Source organism: Providencia rettgeri, assembly GCF_023205015.1.
GTDB classification, from domain to species: domain Bacteria; phylum Pseudomonadota; class Gammaproteobacteria; order Enterobacterales; family Enterobacteriaceae; genus Providencia; species Providencia rettgeri_E.
Genome location: NZ_CP096258.1, coordinates 2,612,469 through 2,629,116 on the forward strand (window position 1 = coordinate 2,612,469; position 16,648 = coordinate 2,629,116).

The following is a 16,648-nucleotide window of genomic DNA, read 5'->3' on the forward strand; positions in this document are numbered from 1 at the left end:
CAATACGATTATTAGTTTAATCATGACTTTCATCAATGGAATTTTGTGACCACCATCGTAAAGCCAAGCATTCAGCATATTTTATCGCCAAAATACCACTTTATTGCCAGCGCTATATATAAAAAAACAGCACCCTATAAAGAGTGCTGTTTTCATGATAAGTATTTAAAAAAATTATTTATCTAAATTTTCGCGGTAACTTGGAAAGCTCATGTCTTTATAGCGAATAAACGTTGTTTTCTTCGCTATCTTATAGCCAAACCAAATCGCTAAAAATAATGGGATACCAATATAAGTTGCAGTAACCCCCACCCAATCAATTTTATCTTCTAAAAAGGCTTGGTAGTTTTGGCCTAATGTAATTGTTAAACACAAAATAAAGGCAAAAATAGGGCCAATTGGGAAGAAACCTGAACGATAAGGTAAGTCATTAAGATCTTTCCCTTGTGCAATATAGCCTCTACGGAAACGATAATGGCTAATTGCAATACCTAACCAAGCAATAAACCCTGTCATCCCAGATGTATTTAATAGCCACAGGTACACCGTCTGGTTTCCAAACATAGAACTTAAGAAACATAAGCCCGCAACAACTGTCGTTGCTAACAATGCATAACGCGGTACGCCACCTTTAGATAATCGGGCGAAAATGCGCGGCGCTTTGCCTTCACGCGCTAAGGTATACAACATACGCGTTGATGCATACATACCCGAGTTACCCGCCGATAATACTGCCGTTAAGATAACCGCATTCATCACTGCTGCTGCGGATAATAGGCCTGCATTTTCAAATACTAAGGTAAATGGACTAACACTAATATCTTTAACATCGTTACGTAGTAAGCTTGGGTCAGTATAAGGAATGATCAAACTAATAATTAAGATTGCGAAGATATAGAATAACAGGATACGCCAAAACACTTTGCGCACGGCTTTCGGAATATTTTTGGCAGGATCTTTCGACTCACCCGCAGCAATACCAATTAATTCAGTACCTTGGAATGAGAAACCAACGATCATTGCCACACCAATCATCGCAGAGAAACCACCAGCAAAAGGTGCATCACCGATTTCCCAATTATGCCACCCTGCATTTTCTGCACCACTCATGATGCCAAAAATCATCAATACGCCAACAACAATAAAAATAACGACCGTGGTGACTTTTATTAATGAGAACCAGTATTCTGCTTCACCGAACCCTTTAACAGAGATGAAATTCAGTAAGAAAATAATGGCGAGGAAGATTGCGCTCCAAATCCAACCGGGCGTATCTGGGAACCAGTAGGTCATCACCAATTGAGCGGCAACTAAGTCAACCGCAATGGTCACGGCCCAGTTGTACCAGTAGTTCCACCCAAGTGCGAAACCAAAGCCTTCATCGACATATTTTGCACCATAAGTTGCAAATGAGCCCGAAACAGGCATATAAGCAGCTAACTCGCCCAAACTGGTCATCAAAAAATAGACCATTAAGCCAATGATAGCATAAGAAAGGAGTGCTCCACCGGGGCCTGCTTGTGCAACCGTTGCACCCGATGCAACGAATAAACCAGTACCGATAGATCCACCGATAGCAATCATCGCAAGATGGCGCGCCTTTAACTCACGGCGTAGTCTTTGTGCGCCGCCCTGCGAGATAGTATTGGTATGTTGTTCTGACATTTGTTCCCTGCAATTTATTATTCAGCTAATATCGCATGGATTCTAGCAAAATAGGCTGTGAGAACTAAGCAACTCTTCACTGTTATAAGATACCTTCATAATTCACACAAAATTATAAGTAAAACGCGTTATTGCCAAATCCCCCATTTCTATTGAAAGAATATCAAAAATAGAATGAGGTATTTAACTAAGACGAAAAAGCGCAGCCAACAAGGCTGCGGCTCGATATATGGCGAGTATTACTAGTTGCAATAAGACAACAGGTTAGTAATCGCGTTCGAAAGATGCTTTTGACGGTGATAAATCAAATATAGCGTTCTTTCTAAATGAAGTTCGTCTATTTTTAATTCGACTAGAGAGCCATTTTCTAATTGCTCTTCGATCACTCGGCGTGATAAACAGCTTATGCCTATCCCGTAACGCACTGCATGTTTAATCGCTTCTGAATTACCTAGCTCCATTAAAATATGAAAGCCGGGAAGATGTGCAAATAATAGTTGGTCAAGGACATCCCGCGTACCTGACCCCCTTTCACGCAAAATCCAAGGCGCATCACGCAAATCCTTTAAAGAGATATTTTTATTCGCTAATGGATTTTGAGGTGAAACAAAAATAACGAGTTCATCTTTTAACCATGCTTTAGAAATTAACTCAGGGCTATGGCAAACACCTTCAATTAACCCAACGTCCGCTCGAAACTCCATAACGGATTTAATGATTTCTTCTGTGTTACTGATAAAAAGCTCTAAAGGTATATCCGGGTGATCATGACGATAACCCGCTAAGACTTCTGGCAAAATATAATTACCAATCGTCGTACTGGCAGCAAGACGCACAGCTCCCATCTCTTTTTTAAATAATTGCTCGACCTCTAACCCTTGCTCTAATAATGCTAACGCTTTGGGATAAAGCAGCCTTCCGTGCTCATTTGTAACAAGTCGTTTACCCACACGGTCAAATAATTGAACGCCTAATTGGCCTTCTAAATCCGTTAGGGATGCGCTGACAGCTGATTGTGAAAGCGCTAATAACTGAGATGCCTGCGTCGTGGAGCCACTTTTTAATACTTCCGTAAAAACCTCAAGTTGCCTAAGTGTAATTCGCATAAAGGTAAGCCCCAACGTGATTTTTAGTATTTGTAATAATAATGTTAATAGTAACGATTTATTCGTAATATTCCAGAAGAAACTTATAATCTGTTTTAGTGGTAGATAATATAAAGACAATCAATTTAAATTATTATTGATTTTGATATATCCTTATTACTAAATCTTATAAGCGGTAATAAAGAGCATCATCATGAATAAAAGTGACACCAACACCCTTGAGCAGAACAGTCAGAACCCTATATTAAAACTCATACCAGGTATTATTCTAGCGGGTATTCTAACTGCTATTGCAATTTACCTCGGTGACCAACCCTGGTTTATGGATATCGGTTTAGGTGCATTAACCCTCGCAATATTATTAGGAATTATTGTAGGGAATACTTTTTATCCCGTAGCCAGTCAATCTTGTGATGCAGGCATTAAATTTGCCAAACACTATTTCCTACGCGCTGGTATTATCTTGTATGGTTTTCGCCTTACTTTCCAGCAGATCACAGACGTCGGAGCCACTGGCGTCATTATCGATGCTTTAACATTAACATCGACATTCTTACTAGCGTATTGGCTAGGTAAAAAAGTGTTCGGTCTTGATGAAGAAACAACACTATTAATTGGTGCAGGCAGTAGTATTTGTGGTGCAGCTGCAGTCATGGCAACCGAACCTGTGGTTAAGGCCTCAGCGAGTAAAGTCGCGGTTGCCGTTTCAACGGTGGTTATCTTTGGTACGATTTGTATCTTTGTTTACCCTTGGATTTACCAATTAAATGCGCACTTCGGCTGGTTTCCAGCAACAGAAGAAACTTTTGGGATTTATATCGGTTCAACCGTGCATGAAGTTGCACAGGTTGTTGCAGCAGGCCACACCATTGGGACTGACGCAGAGAATGCCTCTGTCATTGCCAAAATGATCCGTGTCATGATGCTTGCGCCTTTTCTCATTATCTTATCGGCTTTCTTAAGCCGTAAAACAGCGGCTAACCAAACAACCAATAGCCCAAAAAGCAAAATTACTATTCCTTGGTTCGCTGTATTCTTTATTGTTGTTGCAGGTTTTAACTCACTCAACCTACTGCCTCAAGTATTAGTGCAACAAATCATTGCGTTAGATACAATTTTACTCGCAATGGCAATGGTGGCTTTAGGGCTAACGACCCATGTGAGTGCTATTCGCCAAGCGGGTATTAAACCCTTGTTAATGGCGCTGATACTGTTTGTTTGGTTGATAGTCGGTGGACTTTTGATTAACTTACTGATTCAAAGTATTTTTTAAACTATATTCCCCTCATTTTTAGCCACCTCACTTGGTGGCTTTTTTGTTGATTTCATTTATTTGCTCATTAATGGCATACTCCAAGAAAAAGGAGTCAAAAATGAAATATATTGGAGCACATGTCAGCGCCTCAGGTGGCGTTGACCAAGCCGTTATTCGCGCACATGAAATCAATGCAACCGCTTTTGCATTATTCACAAAAAATCAGCGCCAATGGAAAGCCGCACCGTTAAGCGAAGACGTTATTAAAAAATTTAAAGATAACTGCAAAAAATATGGGTACGGCAAGCATCAAATCCTTCCTCATGACAGCTATTTGATCAATCTAGGTCACCCCGAATTTGAAGCTTTAGAAAAATCTCGTGTCGCTTTTATCGATGAGATGCAACGCTGCGAACAATTAGGTATTGATTTACTTAACTTTCACCCAGGTAGTCATTTAAAGAAAATTGAAGTTGACGATTGTTTAGCGCGGATTGCTGAATCTATTAATATTGCCCTTGCTGAAACTGAAGGAGTGACTGCCGTGATTGAAAATACGGCTGGCCAAGGGACTAACTTGGGCTTTGACTTTACACATCTCGCCAAAATTATTGATGGCGTGAAAGATAAAAGCCGTGTCGGTGTTTGTATCGATACTTGCCATGCTTTTGCCGCAGGTTATGACCTACGCACGGCCGAAGATTGTGACAAAACATTCGGCCAATTTGCAGAGATTGTCGGGTTTGAATTTCTAAAAGGAATGCACCTAAATGATGCTAAAAGTGAATTTGCCAGCCGCGTTGACCGCCACCATAGTTTAGGTGAAGGAAACATAGGCTTTGCGCCATTTACTTACATTATGCAAGATAACCGCTTTGATGGTATCCCATTGATTTTAGAAACCGTTAACCCCGATATTTGGCCGCAAGAAATTGCATGGCTCAAAGCACAACAAAATAGCTAATTATTTACTTTCTAATAACCAAAACCCCCTGCATTTATCATGTGGGGGTTTTGGTTGAAACTAACGCACTATAACGATTTCATTTCAATTTTAGCCATCATATCCGCTAATTTGTTTCTATTTTTTAAACCGACATCTGGCTGAGAAACTGATAGCGCGGAAATCGCTGTCGCCATACGTAACGTGTGCTCACTGGATTCACCATTCAGTAACCCATACGCTAACCCTGCCACCATGGAATCACCAGCACCAACCGTGCTTATCACTTCACAATGGGGTGGTTTTGCAAGCCAAGAGCCCGACGCATTAACCCAAAGAGCCCCTTCTTCCCCTAACGATATGACCACATGGGAAATCCCTTTATCTCTTAATTCATGCGCTGCGGTCACGACATCTTGTAAATCGGGAAGTTTTCGGCCAACCCAACTTTCTAACTCATGACGATTAGGTTTTACTAACCATGGAGATGCTTTTAAACCGGCCTTCAACGCTTCCCGGCTACTATCAAAAATAATACATGGGCATAATTGGCGAAGGCGAGTCATCCAGCGAGTAAATTCTTCTGGGTCAATACCACTCGGTAAACTTCCGCTCACCACCACCATATCGAAATGGCCTAACCAGTTGAGCGACTCTGTCGAGAAACGGTTCCAATCTTCTTTACTAACTTCAAAACCTGAAAAATTGAAATCAGTCGATTCCCCGTTATTTTCAGTGAGTTTCACGTTAATTCGTGTACGCCCTGGCACCATACTAAAGCGATTAGCCATACCATTTTCACTGAAAAAATGTTGGAATTCTTCTTGGTTATCCTTTCCCATAAAACCACTAACGGTGATATCAATACCTAAGTCACGGAGCACTTTTGCGACATTGACACCTTTACCACCCGCATTGAGGCTAGCGGTTTTGACTAAATTGACTTCACCAACTTCGATAGTAGAGCATAAGCCCACAAGGTCGTAAGCAGGATTTAATGTAATTGTAGCAACCCGGCGAGTCATAACCACTAATCTCCCTTATCATGATTATCGTGTCTTTAAATTTAATTATAGTTATAACATTAAAGCATATTGTTTTCAGTGATATTTGTACTTTTTCCTGCTTGTTTTTCTACACGATTATGTCAGGATCAGCGCGCTAAAAAATAAAACAATAAGGAGAAGATATGTCTGAGCCTACCAACGTCGTCGTGGGTGTCGGTGTTCTAATCACGAACAAACATGGGCAAATTTTAATGGGTAAACGCAGCAGTAAACATGCGCCCTATTGGTCTATTTTCGGAGGCCACGTTGACCCAGGTGAGTCTTTTGAAAATTGTGCCATTCGCGAAATAAAAGAAGAAATTGGTATTGATATCCAAGCCCCCACCGTTTTTGGCATCAGCAATAATTTACAAACTTATCAACAAGAAGGTAAACATACGGTTTCTATTTGTATGCATGTTGAATATAGCGGTGATGTTGAGCCTCGAATTATGGAAGCAGATAAATGTGAAAACTTAATGTGGGTTTCCCCTGATAATCTCCCAGAACCCCATTTTGAAGCGAGCCGCAATGCGGTTGACCTCTGGTTAACACACCGTTTCTACCACCACATCGCCTAATTAACCGAAACGTACAAACCTCTTCGTTTTGTGCGTTTATTGTCCATCTCTTTCTAATTACTCATTTTTCCCTAATTTATTCAATTTGCCATATTTACAATACCTCACACTTACCGTATCATTTAGCTAGTACAGTGAAACATAATATTTAGGAGCCACCATGGCTATTGATGGAACAACCCAACAAAAAAATCCTTCTATATTGGGAGGTGCTATGATCATCGCCGGTACTGCAGTCGGTGCTGGTATGTTTTCTATTCCTATGGTGACTTCTGGCGTATGGTTCACAGGTTCCGTCATTCTGTTAATTTATACCTTTATTTGTATGTTACTTTCTGGGTTAATGATTTTAGAAGCTAATATGAATTACCCTACGGGTGCTAGTTTCCATACAATGGTAAAGGATTTATTAGGTTCAACTTGGAATTCAATTAACGGCTTATCCGTTACTTTTGTGCTTTATATACTCACTTATGCCTATATTTCTGCGGGCAGCTCTATCATCGCAGCAAACCTGTCAGAAAAAATACAGATACCACAAGCGGGTGCAGGCTTTGTTTTTGCTTTCATTGTTGCTTTTTTTGTATGGCTTTCTACGCGTGCTGTCGACAGGTTAAGCACCATTTTAATTGGCGGGATGGTAATCACCTTTATCATGTCAATCGGTGGGATGGTTTCCACTGCATCGCCCGCGATTTTATTTAACCAAACTGAGCAAAGCGAAAGCCAATACCTCCCCTATGCCTTAGCCGCATTACCTTATTTATTAACCTCTTTTGGTTATCATGGTAATGTACCTGGATTAGTAAAATATTATAATAAAGATAGCCGTAGTGTTGTTAAGAGCCTCGTCTATGGTGCCACAATCACTGTTGTTATCTATATTTTATGGCAGTACGCTATTCAAGGAAATATTCCAAGAACGTCATTTATTGAGATCAGAGAAAACGGCAATAATATTGATGCATTACTGGCTCAAATGAATATTTCCACCCAAAGTAGTTTTATCTCTCAATTTTTGAACCTGTTTTCGTACATGGCTCTAGCCAGCTCTTTCTTAGGCGTGTCTTTAGGGTTATTTGATTTTATTGCTGACTTTTTCAAATTTGAAGATAATAAGTTTGGCCGTCTTAAATCTGTCGCAGTCACATTTTTACCACCAACAATTCTCGCTTTAATTTTCCCTAATGGGTTTATTTATGCGATTGGTTTTGCCGGGTTGGCTGCCACTATTTGGGCTGTTATTGTCCCTGCATTGATGGCAAGAGCCAGTCGTAAACGTTATCCAAATAACAGCTATAGAGCACCAGGAGGAAGCTTTATCATTGGCTTCGTGATCCTTTTTGGTTTAGTTAATGCGGTGGCTCATTTATTGTCATTGTCTGGCTTACTTCCTATCTACTAATCATTTCAGTATGAATATAGCCCACGGGTTATATTCATACTTATTGCCTTATCCAAGAACTGTATTATCTAAAATTGTATTTTCCAAAAATTTTTCACCGAAAATTGACTTTAGCATCTTGCCTAATTCCTTATCTGCGAGTAATTTTGTCGCACTCTTTTTGACAACCCCAAAGAAGGTTATTTATGGCCAAGGCCAATGAAATCAAACGTGGTTTTGCAATAAACTACAATGGCAAATTATTACTTGTAAAAGACATTGATATTCAAGCACCTAGCGCTCGTGGTGCGAGTACATTATATAAAATGCGTTTTACTGATATCAAAACTGGCCAGAAAGTTGAAGAGCGTTTCAAAGGCGATGATATTTTAGACACAATTTCACTTACGCGTCGTGGCGTCAGTTTTTCTTATATTGATGGTGATGAATATGTCTTTATGGATAATGAAGACTACACGCCTTATATTTTCAAAAAAGCTGATATTGAAGAAGAATTACTTTTTATTCCTGAAGAAGGGTTACCAGGAATGCAAGTGTTAACGATGGATGGGCAAGTTCTGGCTTTAGAGTTACCACAAACGGTTGATATGGCCATTATAGAGACAACACCTGCGATTAAAGGAGCGTCTGCCAGCGCACGAACTAAACCGGCAACAATGTCGACAGGGCTAACCATTCAAGTTCCTGAGTATCTAACTAGCGGCGAAAAAATTCGTATTCATATCGCTGAGCGCCGTTATATGGGCCGTTGCGATTAATTTTTACTTTTAATTTTGCAAAAGTAATGCTTTATATGCCTATGAGTTTATTGTTCATAGGCATATGCCATTGCAATTAAACATTGCTCCCTCATCCCATCTTCGTTTGCTACATTCAATTATTGGTTATCTCAAAATTAATCGTATTTAATCGTATAAATCCCTAACGTTTTATCTTTATTAATCCAGTTAAATTGCTGAGTACCTTTTTGATTTGGAAGCAACATTTCTTGATTTTTTAGTTTTCGAATATCTGCAGATGCGGTTTCCAATTTGCCGTTATCACTCCAACATTTAGTTTCAACCTTATTCGCATTCGCTTCGACAACACAAGGTGATGCAACAATAGCTCCAGTAAATCGAATAACGGCGGTATTACTCCGTCTCGCCTCACTGTTTTCAGAGGCGAAAATTGAAAAACTTGTACTTAATGTCGCTACCGCTAAAAAAGTCATTACTATTTTTTTTACTGAGCTATTCATGATGAAATCCCCTTCTAAAATTATGTTATCGTCACTTTCTGTCATTTATTTACAGTTAAAGTATTTAATTTGGCTGAATTGCCGGAGAACGACATACTAATTCCAAAAGGAAATTAAAAATTTAATTTATAGTCGTAGTTTTTTATTTTTCCTTTTAATTATTTATCCAAATAAAATAAACGACTTGCATCACACTTAATTAACCACACAAAATGCAACACTTTATAAATAGTATCTATTAGCATTGGTTGTATAATTTATAAAAAACGTCGCAATATCATTTTAGGCTTATCCTATAATTCATTAAAAATAGTATGTATCGCCATGAATAAAAAACTAGATAAAAAAATTTCATTACCCGTTAGCAACTTGATCGCATCAGGCCGCCAGCGCGCTTGTTATCAGCATCCTGACTATCATGACCTATGTATAAAAGTTCATTTAAATGGGAGAGATGACAAAGAAACCTTAAGAGAGATCCGCTATTACAAGCGCTTATATAGAAAAAACTTCACGACAAAAACAATTTCTCATTACTATGGCACCCAACAAACTGATCAGGGGCTGGGGTATGTATTCCAATTAATCAAAGATAAAACAGGAAATGTTTCACATACTTTAGATTATTACCTAAAAAATAAACAACTTTTTTTAAAACATAAAAAAAATATGAAAGTTGCTTACGAGCAATTTAAAAAGAATATATATAAAGAAGCTATCACCACGATGGCGCTAAAAACGTATAATATCGTTTACCAACTAGGTTATAAACCTTATGGCCAGTTTTTTATTATTGATAACCTGGGGTCCGCTAACTTAATCCCCATTGATTATTTTTCAACTAAAATAGCCCGTTCCACACTAAATCGTCGGTTTACCGATTTCGAACAACGGCTATATCGTGACTATAATATTAAGGTATAGCGCACATACTCTGACTTATACTTTACCTTCACCATTAGTATCTGGTTATATTGATTTATTGTTAGCATAGATTATCTCACATTATCTGATACCAGTATCACACAAAAAATAGGATTAACGAAAACACTGATATACATACAGTATTTTTGTTTTTTTGAGTATTTTTTCTCCTAATAGTGTTTTTTTAAGACAAATTAAACTATTCATTTTTTTCATAAATAAACCTTCGTTAAATATAAATTTAGACTTCTTTACATTTCGGGTTTGAAAAGGACTTAATTATGTAATTACACTGAAATATTACACAATAAAACGTGATTTAGATCATAGTTTATTAGTGATAAACACCCGTTCTGTAAGTGAATATACCTCATTGTAGACGACCATCACATAACCCAATGGCAAATAGGCTCTTTTATCTAATGTTTTGTAAATTTCCCCCCTATTAACTCGCCATTTTGCTTTTGTTTATGTATGCTCTTAAAGGTTTGATTTGGTACTAATGCGATACCGAATCTTCTAGGTAAAGAATGTTTTAGTAAATTTAGTAAATATTGATATATATCCTATACTCAATAAGTCATTAAATATGATTAATACATTCGAAGTTTGGTAGTGCTGCAATAAACACTTTCTGCGAAAAACACACTTTTCTGATTTGTAATGCGTTTTTCACAGGGATAGGTTTAGTTTTTTTGTGTCTTTTTACACAATAAGTACTAGAAAAATGGTAAGGGATATATATAAGAATGTTAACGTCTGAAAAACTTAAGCGCTATGCTTGGCGCATTGTTCCGGCAATTGCCATTGCCGTGACGCTCACAGCATGTACCACCCCAAAGTCAGCTAAGAATACACAATATACCGCTAAATCAGATACCCGTATGCTAAACGGTTCTGCTGGCGATTCGTTGACGATGGCATCTCAAGATGAATTCGAAGAGTTAGTACAAAGTGTTGATACTAAGTCTAAAATAATGGACCAATACGCAAGCTGGAAAGGTGTAGCTTATCGCCTTGGTGGCACAACAAAGAAAGGTGTCGATTGCTCAAGTTTCGTTCAGCGTACATTCTTTGAACAATTTGGTGTAGAGCTTCCACGCACAACATCTGAGCAAGAATCCTCCGGGAAAAGCGTAAAACGCAATAACCTAAAAGTCGGTGATATTGTTTTATTTAAAACAGGCCGCACGATGAAGCATGTTGGTATCTATATTGGTGATGAAAAATTTGTTCATGCATCAACCAGTAGTGGTGTTATCGTTTCTGAAATGACTAACTCTTACTGGAGCAAAAGATATTACGCAAGTAGACGCATTATCAACGGTTCATAAATTTTTGTAGTACCCTATATCCCCTTTCCAATAAAAAAGCTTCCATTTGATGGAAGCTTTTTTATTGGAAATCTTTACTGACTAAATTTAGTGGTAGTCATCCGATTTTAAATCAAAAATAACTCAGTCACCAAATTCCACCTCATGATGATACTCATCCAAAAAAACAGTTTTAAATATAGAGCCAAATAAAATCAGTAAGCAAAAACAGTAATAAACAGTCGAGCCATCATTACTAAACAAAGATTAAAACATACTCAAAGCTAAGCACTATAAAAACCAGAAGAAAGTTCTGCTATAGCAACACCTGAAGCTTTTAAACGGCACATAGCGGCTAACTCATCATTAGCATGAATGAATAGGCAAATTTCTTTCTGCCACTCTAAGATCGCATTAGCAATCTGCATGTCTGATAATGATTCAGACAATTGCTGCATTGCAATACAGTCTGTCGCACAGTCATGGCTAAGCAGTTTCAGCCCCACAAGCTTATCGCTATCGACATCATTCATAGGCACAACTTCAACATCGGTACCTTTTTTGCCTGATAACCAGCGGTAGCTTTGCGGTAGCCTGTGCACCACCGAAAGACCTAATTTTTCCACAAACATATCCTATTGAAACATTTTAGTATTTTGCCAAGTATTGATATTTACTTTCTTACTTGACCTAACACGGGCTTAAGCCAATCATTCATCGTTCAAACCGAACTTTTAGTTATCTAAAAAGTGACATTAATGTTAAATAATGAACCATAAATATAACATTAAAAAAACAAAATGTCGTTAAATTTTTGTGACACAAATCATTGCATATTCATTTTAATAGTAAATACATTAAAATTTAAACTATTTTTGATCTTTGCGCTCAACATCCTGCTCAAAACACTTAACTTTTTTTTACATTTCTGAAATGAAAATAGTAAAAAATAGTTTATTTTTGAAATTAAACAAAATTTTTATTAATCAATAATGTTGCAATGTACATTAAATCATAAAACATAAATTTAACAAATCTAACCATAATGATAGTTGATTTAGATCATTTTTCAGCAAATATTTTAACTACCCTGTGTTACTATTCGGTTTTGTCGAGTGATAATCCTTTATCCCTTATAGATAAAATGAATGATATGGAAAAGTAACTAGAAAAAGCTTTATTTGATTAGAGATATAAAGAGGAGAATTATGTGTTTTCAGCTTCATCCTTGAAACTTGAAAACATACGACTTACTTTGTTTTTTTTGCCAATAATACAAATAACATTGAAAAAGCGACACAAGCGACCATAGAACCCACCATTGGCCATGCGCTCTGGGCGGGTATTAGCGATAATAATGTTCCAACAAGTGCCCCTATCGAAAACCTTATTGTTCCTGCCAATGAAGAAACCGTTCCTGCAATATGTGGATAATTATCTAAGATCACGGCCATTGCATTCGACGTGATCATCGCTATACCACTAACATAAATGGCAACGCCGATTACCAGTGTCCAAAAATCTAGCGCAAAGGCTGTTGTCACTAGCAACCACACCCCCATTACAAATTGAATAATAATACCAAAATAAAGCATTTTTTCGGCACCAAAATGCCTAACATAGCGGCTATTTATTGTCGTCATAATAAATAGGAATATGATATTGATACCAAAATAGTAGCCAAAATTCTGTGGAGACACCCCGTTCAAATCAATATATACAAAAGCGCCTGCATTTAAGAATGAAAACATCCCTGCAAAGGAAAATGAACTCGCTAATATGTAGAACAGTACCTGTCTTGCCCTAAATAAAGTAGCAAACTGCCTTAATGTTGTACCAATATGAAACTTCTGCCTTTTAGCTACGGGTAATGTTTCTCGCACAAAACAGCTCACTAAAACGACAGCGATAACCGCGGCAATGGCGATGCTCCAAAAAATTGCATGCCATGAGAACCAGCGCATTAGCTCCCCCCCTAAAATAGGGGCTAACAACGGCGCTACTGTCATCACTAATACAACGAAGGACATACTTCTTGAAAATTCATCACGAGTAAACATATCCCGCATAAGTGCGTTAATCACAACACTTGCAGCGGCAGCAGCAAAACCATGTAAGAAACGTAACCAAATCAGTGAATCAATCGATTCCGTGATAGCACAGGCCGCTGATGCGATGGCAAAAACGACGACCCCACCTAAAATAACAGGTTTACGCCCGATGCTATCTGCCATCGGACCATAGAATAATTGCCCTATAGCAAAACCAAAAATGTAGCTATTGAGCGTCATCTGAATGCGCCCTTCATCTACATTAAAATAATGCATCATCGTCGGAAAGCTTGGTAGGTACATATCGATAGCCAATGGCATTAGCATCGATAATAAACCTAGAATTAATATCAGCCCCAAATAGGATGAACGCTGCTGTTGCACTCTTTAAACTCCTGCTGTTTTTTTACGTGGTACATTAATACTATTGATCTCTTCTTCCGTCAGTGGGCGGTATTCTCCTGGTTCAAGTGTCTCATCTAGCCAAATTTCGCCAACGCGTTCACGATGCAGCCCACAAACATGGTTCCCTACCGCAGCAAACATGCGTTTTACTTGATGATAGCGTCCTTCACTAATCGTCAATCGGACATCTCTAGGGCTAATAATTTCCAGTTTCGCTGGTTTAGTTGGGTGTTTTTCCCCGTTAAGCATGACCCCCAGAGCAAACTGTTCGGCAACATCATTGGCAATATCGTCACTTAATTGAACTCGGTATGTTTTTTCACAATGATGCTTCGGTGAAGTAATGCGATGTGACCATTGGCCATCATCAGTCAATAACACCAAACCTGTTGTATCGATATCTAAACGCCCTGCTGAATGCAGTTTTTGTGCGAGAGGCTCATCGATAAAAAACAGGATCGTGGGATGTGTTGGGTCATCTGTGGAGCAAATATAGCCTTGTGGTTTATGTAACATAAAATAACGCGGCCCTGTAACTTGCACGAGGACATTACCATCATAAGCGACTTCATGGTCAATCGTAACTTGAAAAGCACCTGATTTAACGATTTCATCGTCAACGGTTACAAGCCCTGCACGCAGTTCTCGCGCTACCAAACTTCGGCTTATCCCTAATTGCTGGGACAAAAATTTATCCAGTCGCATAGATTCTCTTAACTTGATGGAATGTCAGTGAAGCGTACAATAACGCTCAACTGTCAGAATAATATAGAGTGAAAGGGTGTTGTGATTGTTATCACATTATTCATTATAACAATAACCCCTGTGAAGTGATAGCTTCACCTAAGCAGCTGACATCTTTAGACAGACTCATCGTTTTAAATTAAATTTAACGTCATTCACCTGATTTAATTACATAATACTGAATAATATGCCTTTTATTTTACGCCCTTATCAACAAGAAGCTGTCGATGCGACAGTGAGTTATTTCCGTAAGCAGACTCACCCGGCTGTGATTGTCTTGCCTACTGGCGCAGGTAAAAGCTTAGTGATTGCCGAATTGGCCCGACTCGCTCGAGGACGAGTGCTGGTATTAGCTCATGTGAAAGAGTTAGTTGAACAGAACCATGCTAAGTACCTCGCATATGGCCTGCAAGCTGATATTTTTGCTGCGGGACTGAATCGCAAAGAGTCTCAAAGCAAAGTGGTTTTCGGCAGTGTGCAATCCGTTGCTCGCAATCTAAAAGCATTTGATGCACATTTTTCCCTAGTGATTATTGATGAGTGCCATCGCATAAGTTTGAATGATAAAAGCCAATATCAACAAATTATTCAAGCTTTACAGGTAAATAACCCTTCATTGCGTATTTTAGGCTTAACAGCCACCCCCTATCGCCTCAACAGTGGCTGGATTTACCAATATCATTACCATGGCATGGTACGCGGTGATGAAAATTGTTTTTTCCGTGAGTGCATCTATGAGTTACCGCTACATTATATGATTAAAAACAAGTTTTTAGTCCCGCCTGAACGGCTTGACATGCCTGTTTTACAATATGATTTCAGCCAGGTTTCACTCACATCATCAGGTATTTTTAACGAACAAGAACTTAATTTATCGTTAAAAAAGCAACAACGCATTACGCCTAAAATTATTGAGCAAGTTATTGAATACGCTGCTCCGTTGCAAGGCTGCATGATCTTTGCTGCAACGGTCGAACATGCAAAAGAAATTTTGGGCTATTTACCTCAGGGGCGCGCCGCATTAGTGACAGCTGAAACCCCAGCGGCTGATAGGCAATCAATTATTACGCAGTTTAAAAACAAAGCACTACATTATTTAGTTAACGTTTCAGTGTTAACAACTGGGTTTGATGCACCCCATGTTGATGTGATTGCTATTTTGCGACCAACAGAGTCAGTGAGTTTATACCAGCAAATTGTTGGCCGAGGATTACGCCTTTCTGAGGGCAAAACACGCTGTTTAATCTTAGATTATGCAGGAAATCCACACGACCTATTTCGGCCTGAAGTGGGCTCAAGTAAACCGAATTCAACCAGTGTGCCGGTACAAGTTTTTTGCCCATTGTGCCAATTTGCGAATGTTTTTTGGGGGAAATGTACCTCTGATGGCCAAATTATTGAACACTTTGGTCGGCGCTGCCAAGGCTGGGAAGAAGACGAAAATGGGCAAAAACAGCAATGTGAATTCCGCTTTCGCTTCAAGCAATGTCCACACTGTGGCGCTGAAAACGATATAGCCGCTCGCCGCTGCCAAAAATGCCAAGAAGTGCTAACCGACCCTGACGATATGTTAAAAGCCGCATTAAAACTTAAAGATGCATTAATCATTCGTTGCGGGGGAATGCAATTTATCACAGGGAATGATGCCAAAGGCGAATGGATTAAAATCAATTATTATGATGAAGATGGAACCTCTGTTTCAGAACGTTTTCGCCTAGCGACGCCCGCACAAAAACGCGTTTTCGAATACCGTTTTTTACGAGAACATCAACGTGCCCCAGGGGTCCCATTTAAGTGGAATAATGCAAATGATATATTATTGCAGCAGTCTTTGTTACGTTATCCCCAATTTATTGTCGCTCGCAAAAAAGAACGTTTTTGGGAAATTCGCGAGAAAATCTTCGATTATCAAGGGCGTTTTCGCGTTGCAGATCCCCTATCGTAGAGCGAAGATGATCATAATGATTGCT

The 16,648-nt window shown here is 38.8% G+C and carries 15 protein-coding genes; 8 read left to right on the forward strand and 7 right to left on the reverse strand.

Features of this window, described 5'->3' with window-relative positions:
- Window positions 1-174 precede the first annotated feature (174 nt).
- Together M0M83_RS11965 and yieE are read right to left on the reverse strand one after the other, a co-directional pair.
- Window positions 175-1,665 (reverse strand): amino acid permease, encoded by a 1,491-nt coding sequence (locus tag M0M83_RS11965; RefSeq protein ID WP_248466639.1) that lies wholly within the window; start codon window positions 1,663-1,665, stop codon window positions 175-177.
- Window positions 1,666-1,907: 242 nt separating this feature from the next.
- On the reverse strand, window positions 1,908-2,771 hold the full coding sequence (gene yieE / locus M0M83_RS11970) for a DNA-binding transcriptional regulator YeiE (RefSeq protein ID WP_125891229.1): 864 nt from the start codon (window positions 2,769-2,771) through the stop codon (window positions 1,908-1,910).
- Between the two features lie 193 nt (window positions 2,772-2,964).
- Between yieE and M0M83_RS11975 the strand changes: the two genes are divergently transcribed.
- Together M0M83_RS11975 and nfo are read left to right on the forward strand one after the other, a co-directional pair.
- On the forward strand, window positions 2,965-4,044 hold the full coding sequence (locus M0M83_RS11975) for a YeiH family protein (RefSeq protein ID WP_248466640.1): 1,080 nt from the start codon (window positions 2,965-2,967) through the stop codon (window positions 4,042-4,044).
- Between the two features lie 100 nt (window positions 4,045-4,144).
- Window positions 4,145-4,990, forward strand: coding sequence for a deoxyribonuclease IV (gene nfo / locus M0M83_RS11980; RefSeq protein WP_125891231.1), 846 nt, complete (start codon window positions 4,145-4,147; stop codon window positions 4,988-4,990).
- A gap of 68 nt (window positions 4,991-5,058) precedes the next feature.
- Here the strand turns inward: nfo and fruK are convergent, their stop codons facing one another.
- The gene (gene fruK / locus M0M83_RS11985) at window positions 5,059-5,994 is read right to left on the reverse strand and encodes a 1-phosphofructokinase (RefSeq protein ID WP_248468450.1); all 936 of its coding nucleotides are present in this window, start codon (window positions 5,992-5,994) and stop codon (window positions 5,059-5,061) included.
- A gap of 164 nt (window positions 5,995-6,158) precedes the next feature.
- Here fruK and M0M83_RS11990 point away from each other — a divergent pair, with 164 nt between their 5' ends.
- From M0M83_RS11990 to yeiP, 3 genes are all read left to right on the forward strand, one after another.
- Window positions 6,159-6,596 carry a nucleotide triphosphate diphosphatase NUDT15 gene (locus M0M83_RS11990; RefSeq protein WP_248466641.1) on the forward strand — a complete coding sequence of 146 codons (438 nt, stop codon included), beginning with the start codon at window positions 6,159-6,161 and terminating at the stop codon, window positions 6,594-6,596.
- Between the two features lie 160 nt (window positions 6,597-6,756).
- Window positions 6,757-8,001, forward strand: a complete 1,245-nt coding sequence (mtr, locus tag M0M83_RS11995; protein ID WP_248466642.1) for a tryptophan permease — start codon at window positions 6,757-6,759, stop codon at window positions 7,999-8,001.
- A 185-nt stretch (window positions 8,002-8,186) separates the two neighbouring features.
- Complete coding sequence (gene yeiP, locus M0M83_RS12000; protein WP_125891234.1) at window positions 8,187-8,759, forward strand: elongation factor P-like protein YeiP; 573 nt, start codon at window positions 8,187-8,189, stop codon at window positions 8,757-8,759.
- 137 nt (window positions 8,760-8,896) lie between these two features.
- On the opposite strand, the gene M0M83_RS12005 is transcribed toward yeiP, so the two are convergent.
- Window positions 8,897-9,241, reverse strand: coding sequence for a hypothetical protein (locus M0M83_RS12005; RefSeq protein ID WP_125891235.1), 345 nt, complete (start codon window positions 9,239-9,241; stop codon window positions 8,897-8,899).
- Window positions 9,242-9,565: 324 nt separating this feature from the next.
- On the opposite strand from M0M83_RS12005, the gene M0M83_RS12010 reads away from it, so the two are divergent.
- Complete coding sequence (locus M0M83_RS12010) at window positions 9,566-10,165, forward strand: YrbL family protein (protein ID WP_213912570.1); 600 nt, start codon at window positions 9,566-9,568, stop codon at window positions 10,163-10,165.
- 749 nt (window positions 10,166-10,914) lie between these two features.
- On the forward strand, window positions 10,915-11,499 hold the full coding sequence (gene mepS, locus M0M83_RS12015) for a bifunctional murein DD-endopeptidase/murein LD-carboxypeptidase (protein ID WP_102137694.1): 585 nt from the start codon (window positions 10,915-10,917) through the stop codon (window positions 11,497-11,499).
- A 263-nt stretch (window positions 11,500-11,762) separates the two neighbouring features.
- On the opposite strand, the gene M0M83_RS12020 is transcribed toward mepS, so the two are convergent.
- The 3 genes from M0M83_RS12020 to rsuA form a co-directional block, all read right to left on the reverse strand.
- Window positions 11,763-12,104, reverse strand: coding sequence for a hypothetical protein (locus M0M83_RS12020; protein ID WP_102137693.1), 342 nt, complete (start codon window positions 12,102-12,104; stop codon window positions 11,763-11,765).
- A gap of 624 nt (window positions 12,105-12,728) precedes the next feature.
- Window positions 12,729-13,856, reverse strand: a complete 1,128-nt coding sequence (locus M0M83_RS12025) for a Bcr/CflA family multidrug efflux MFS transporter (protein WP_248468451.1) — start codon at window positions 13,854-13,856, stop codon at window positions 12,729-12,731.
- A gap of 60 nt (window positions 13,857-13,916) precedes the next feature.
- Complete coding sequence (gene rsuA / locus M0M83_RS12030; RefSeq protein WP_125891238.1) at window positions 13,917-14,639, reverse strand: 16S rRNA pseudouridine(516) synthase RsuA; 723 nt, start codon at window positions 14,637-14,639, stop codon at window positions 13,917-13,919.
- A 226-nt stretch (window positions 14,640-14,865) separates the two neighbouring features.
- On the opposite strand from rsuA, the gene M0M83_RS12035 reads away from it, so the two are divergent.
- Window positions 14,866-16,623, forward strand: a complete 1,758-nt coding sequence (locus M0M83_RS12035) for a DEAD/DEAH box helicase (RefSeq protein WP_213912568.1) — start codon at window positions 14,866-14,868, stop codon at window positions 16,621-16,623.
- Window positions 16,624-16,648: the final 25 nt, after the last annotated feature.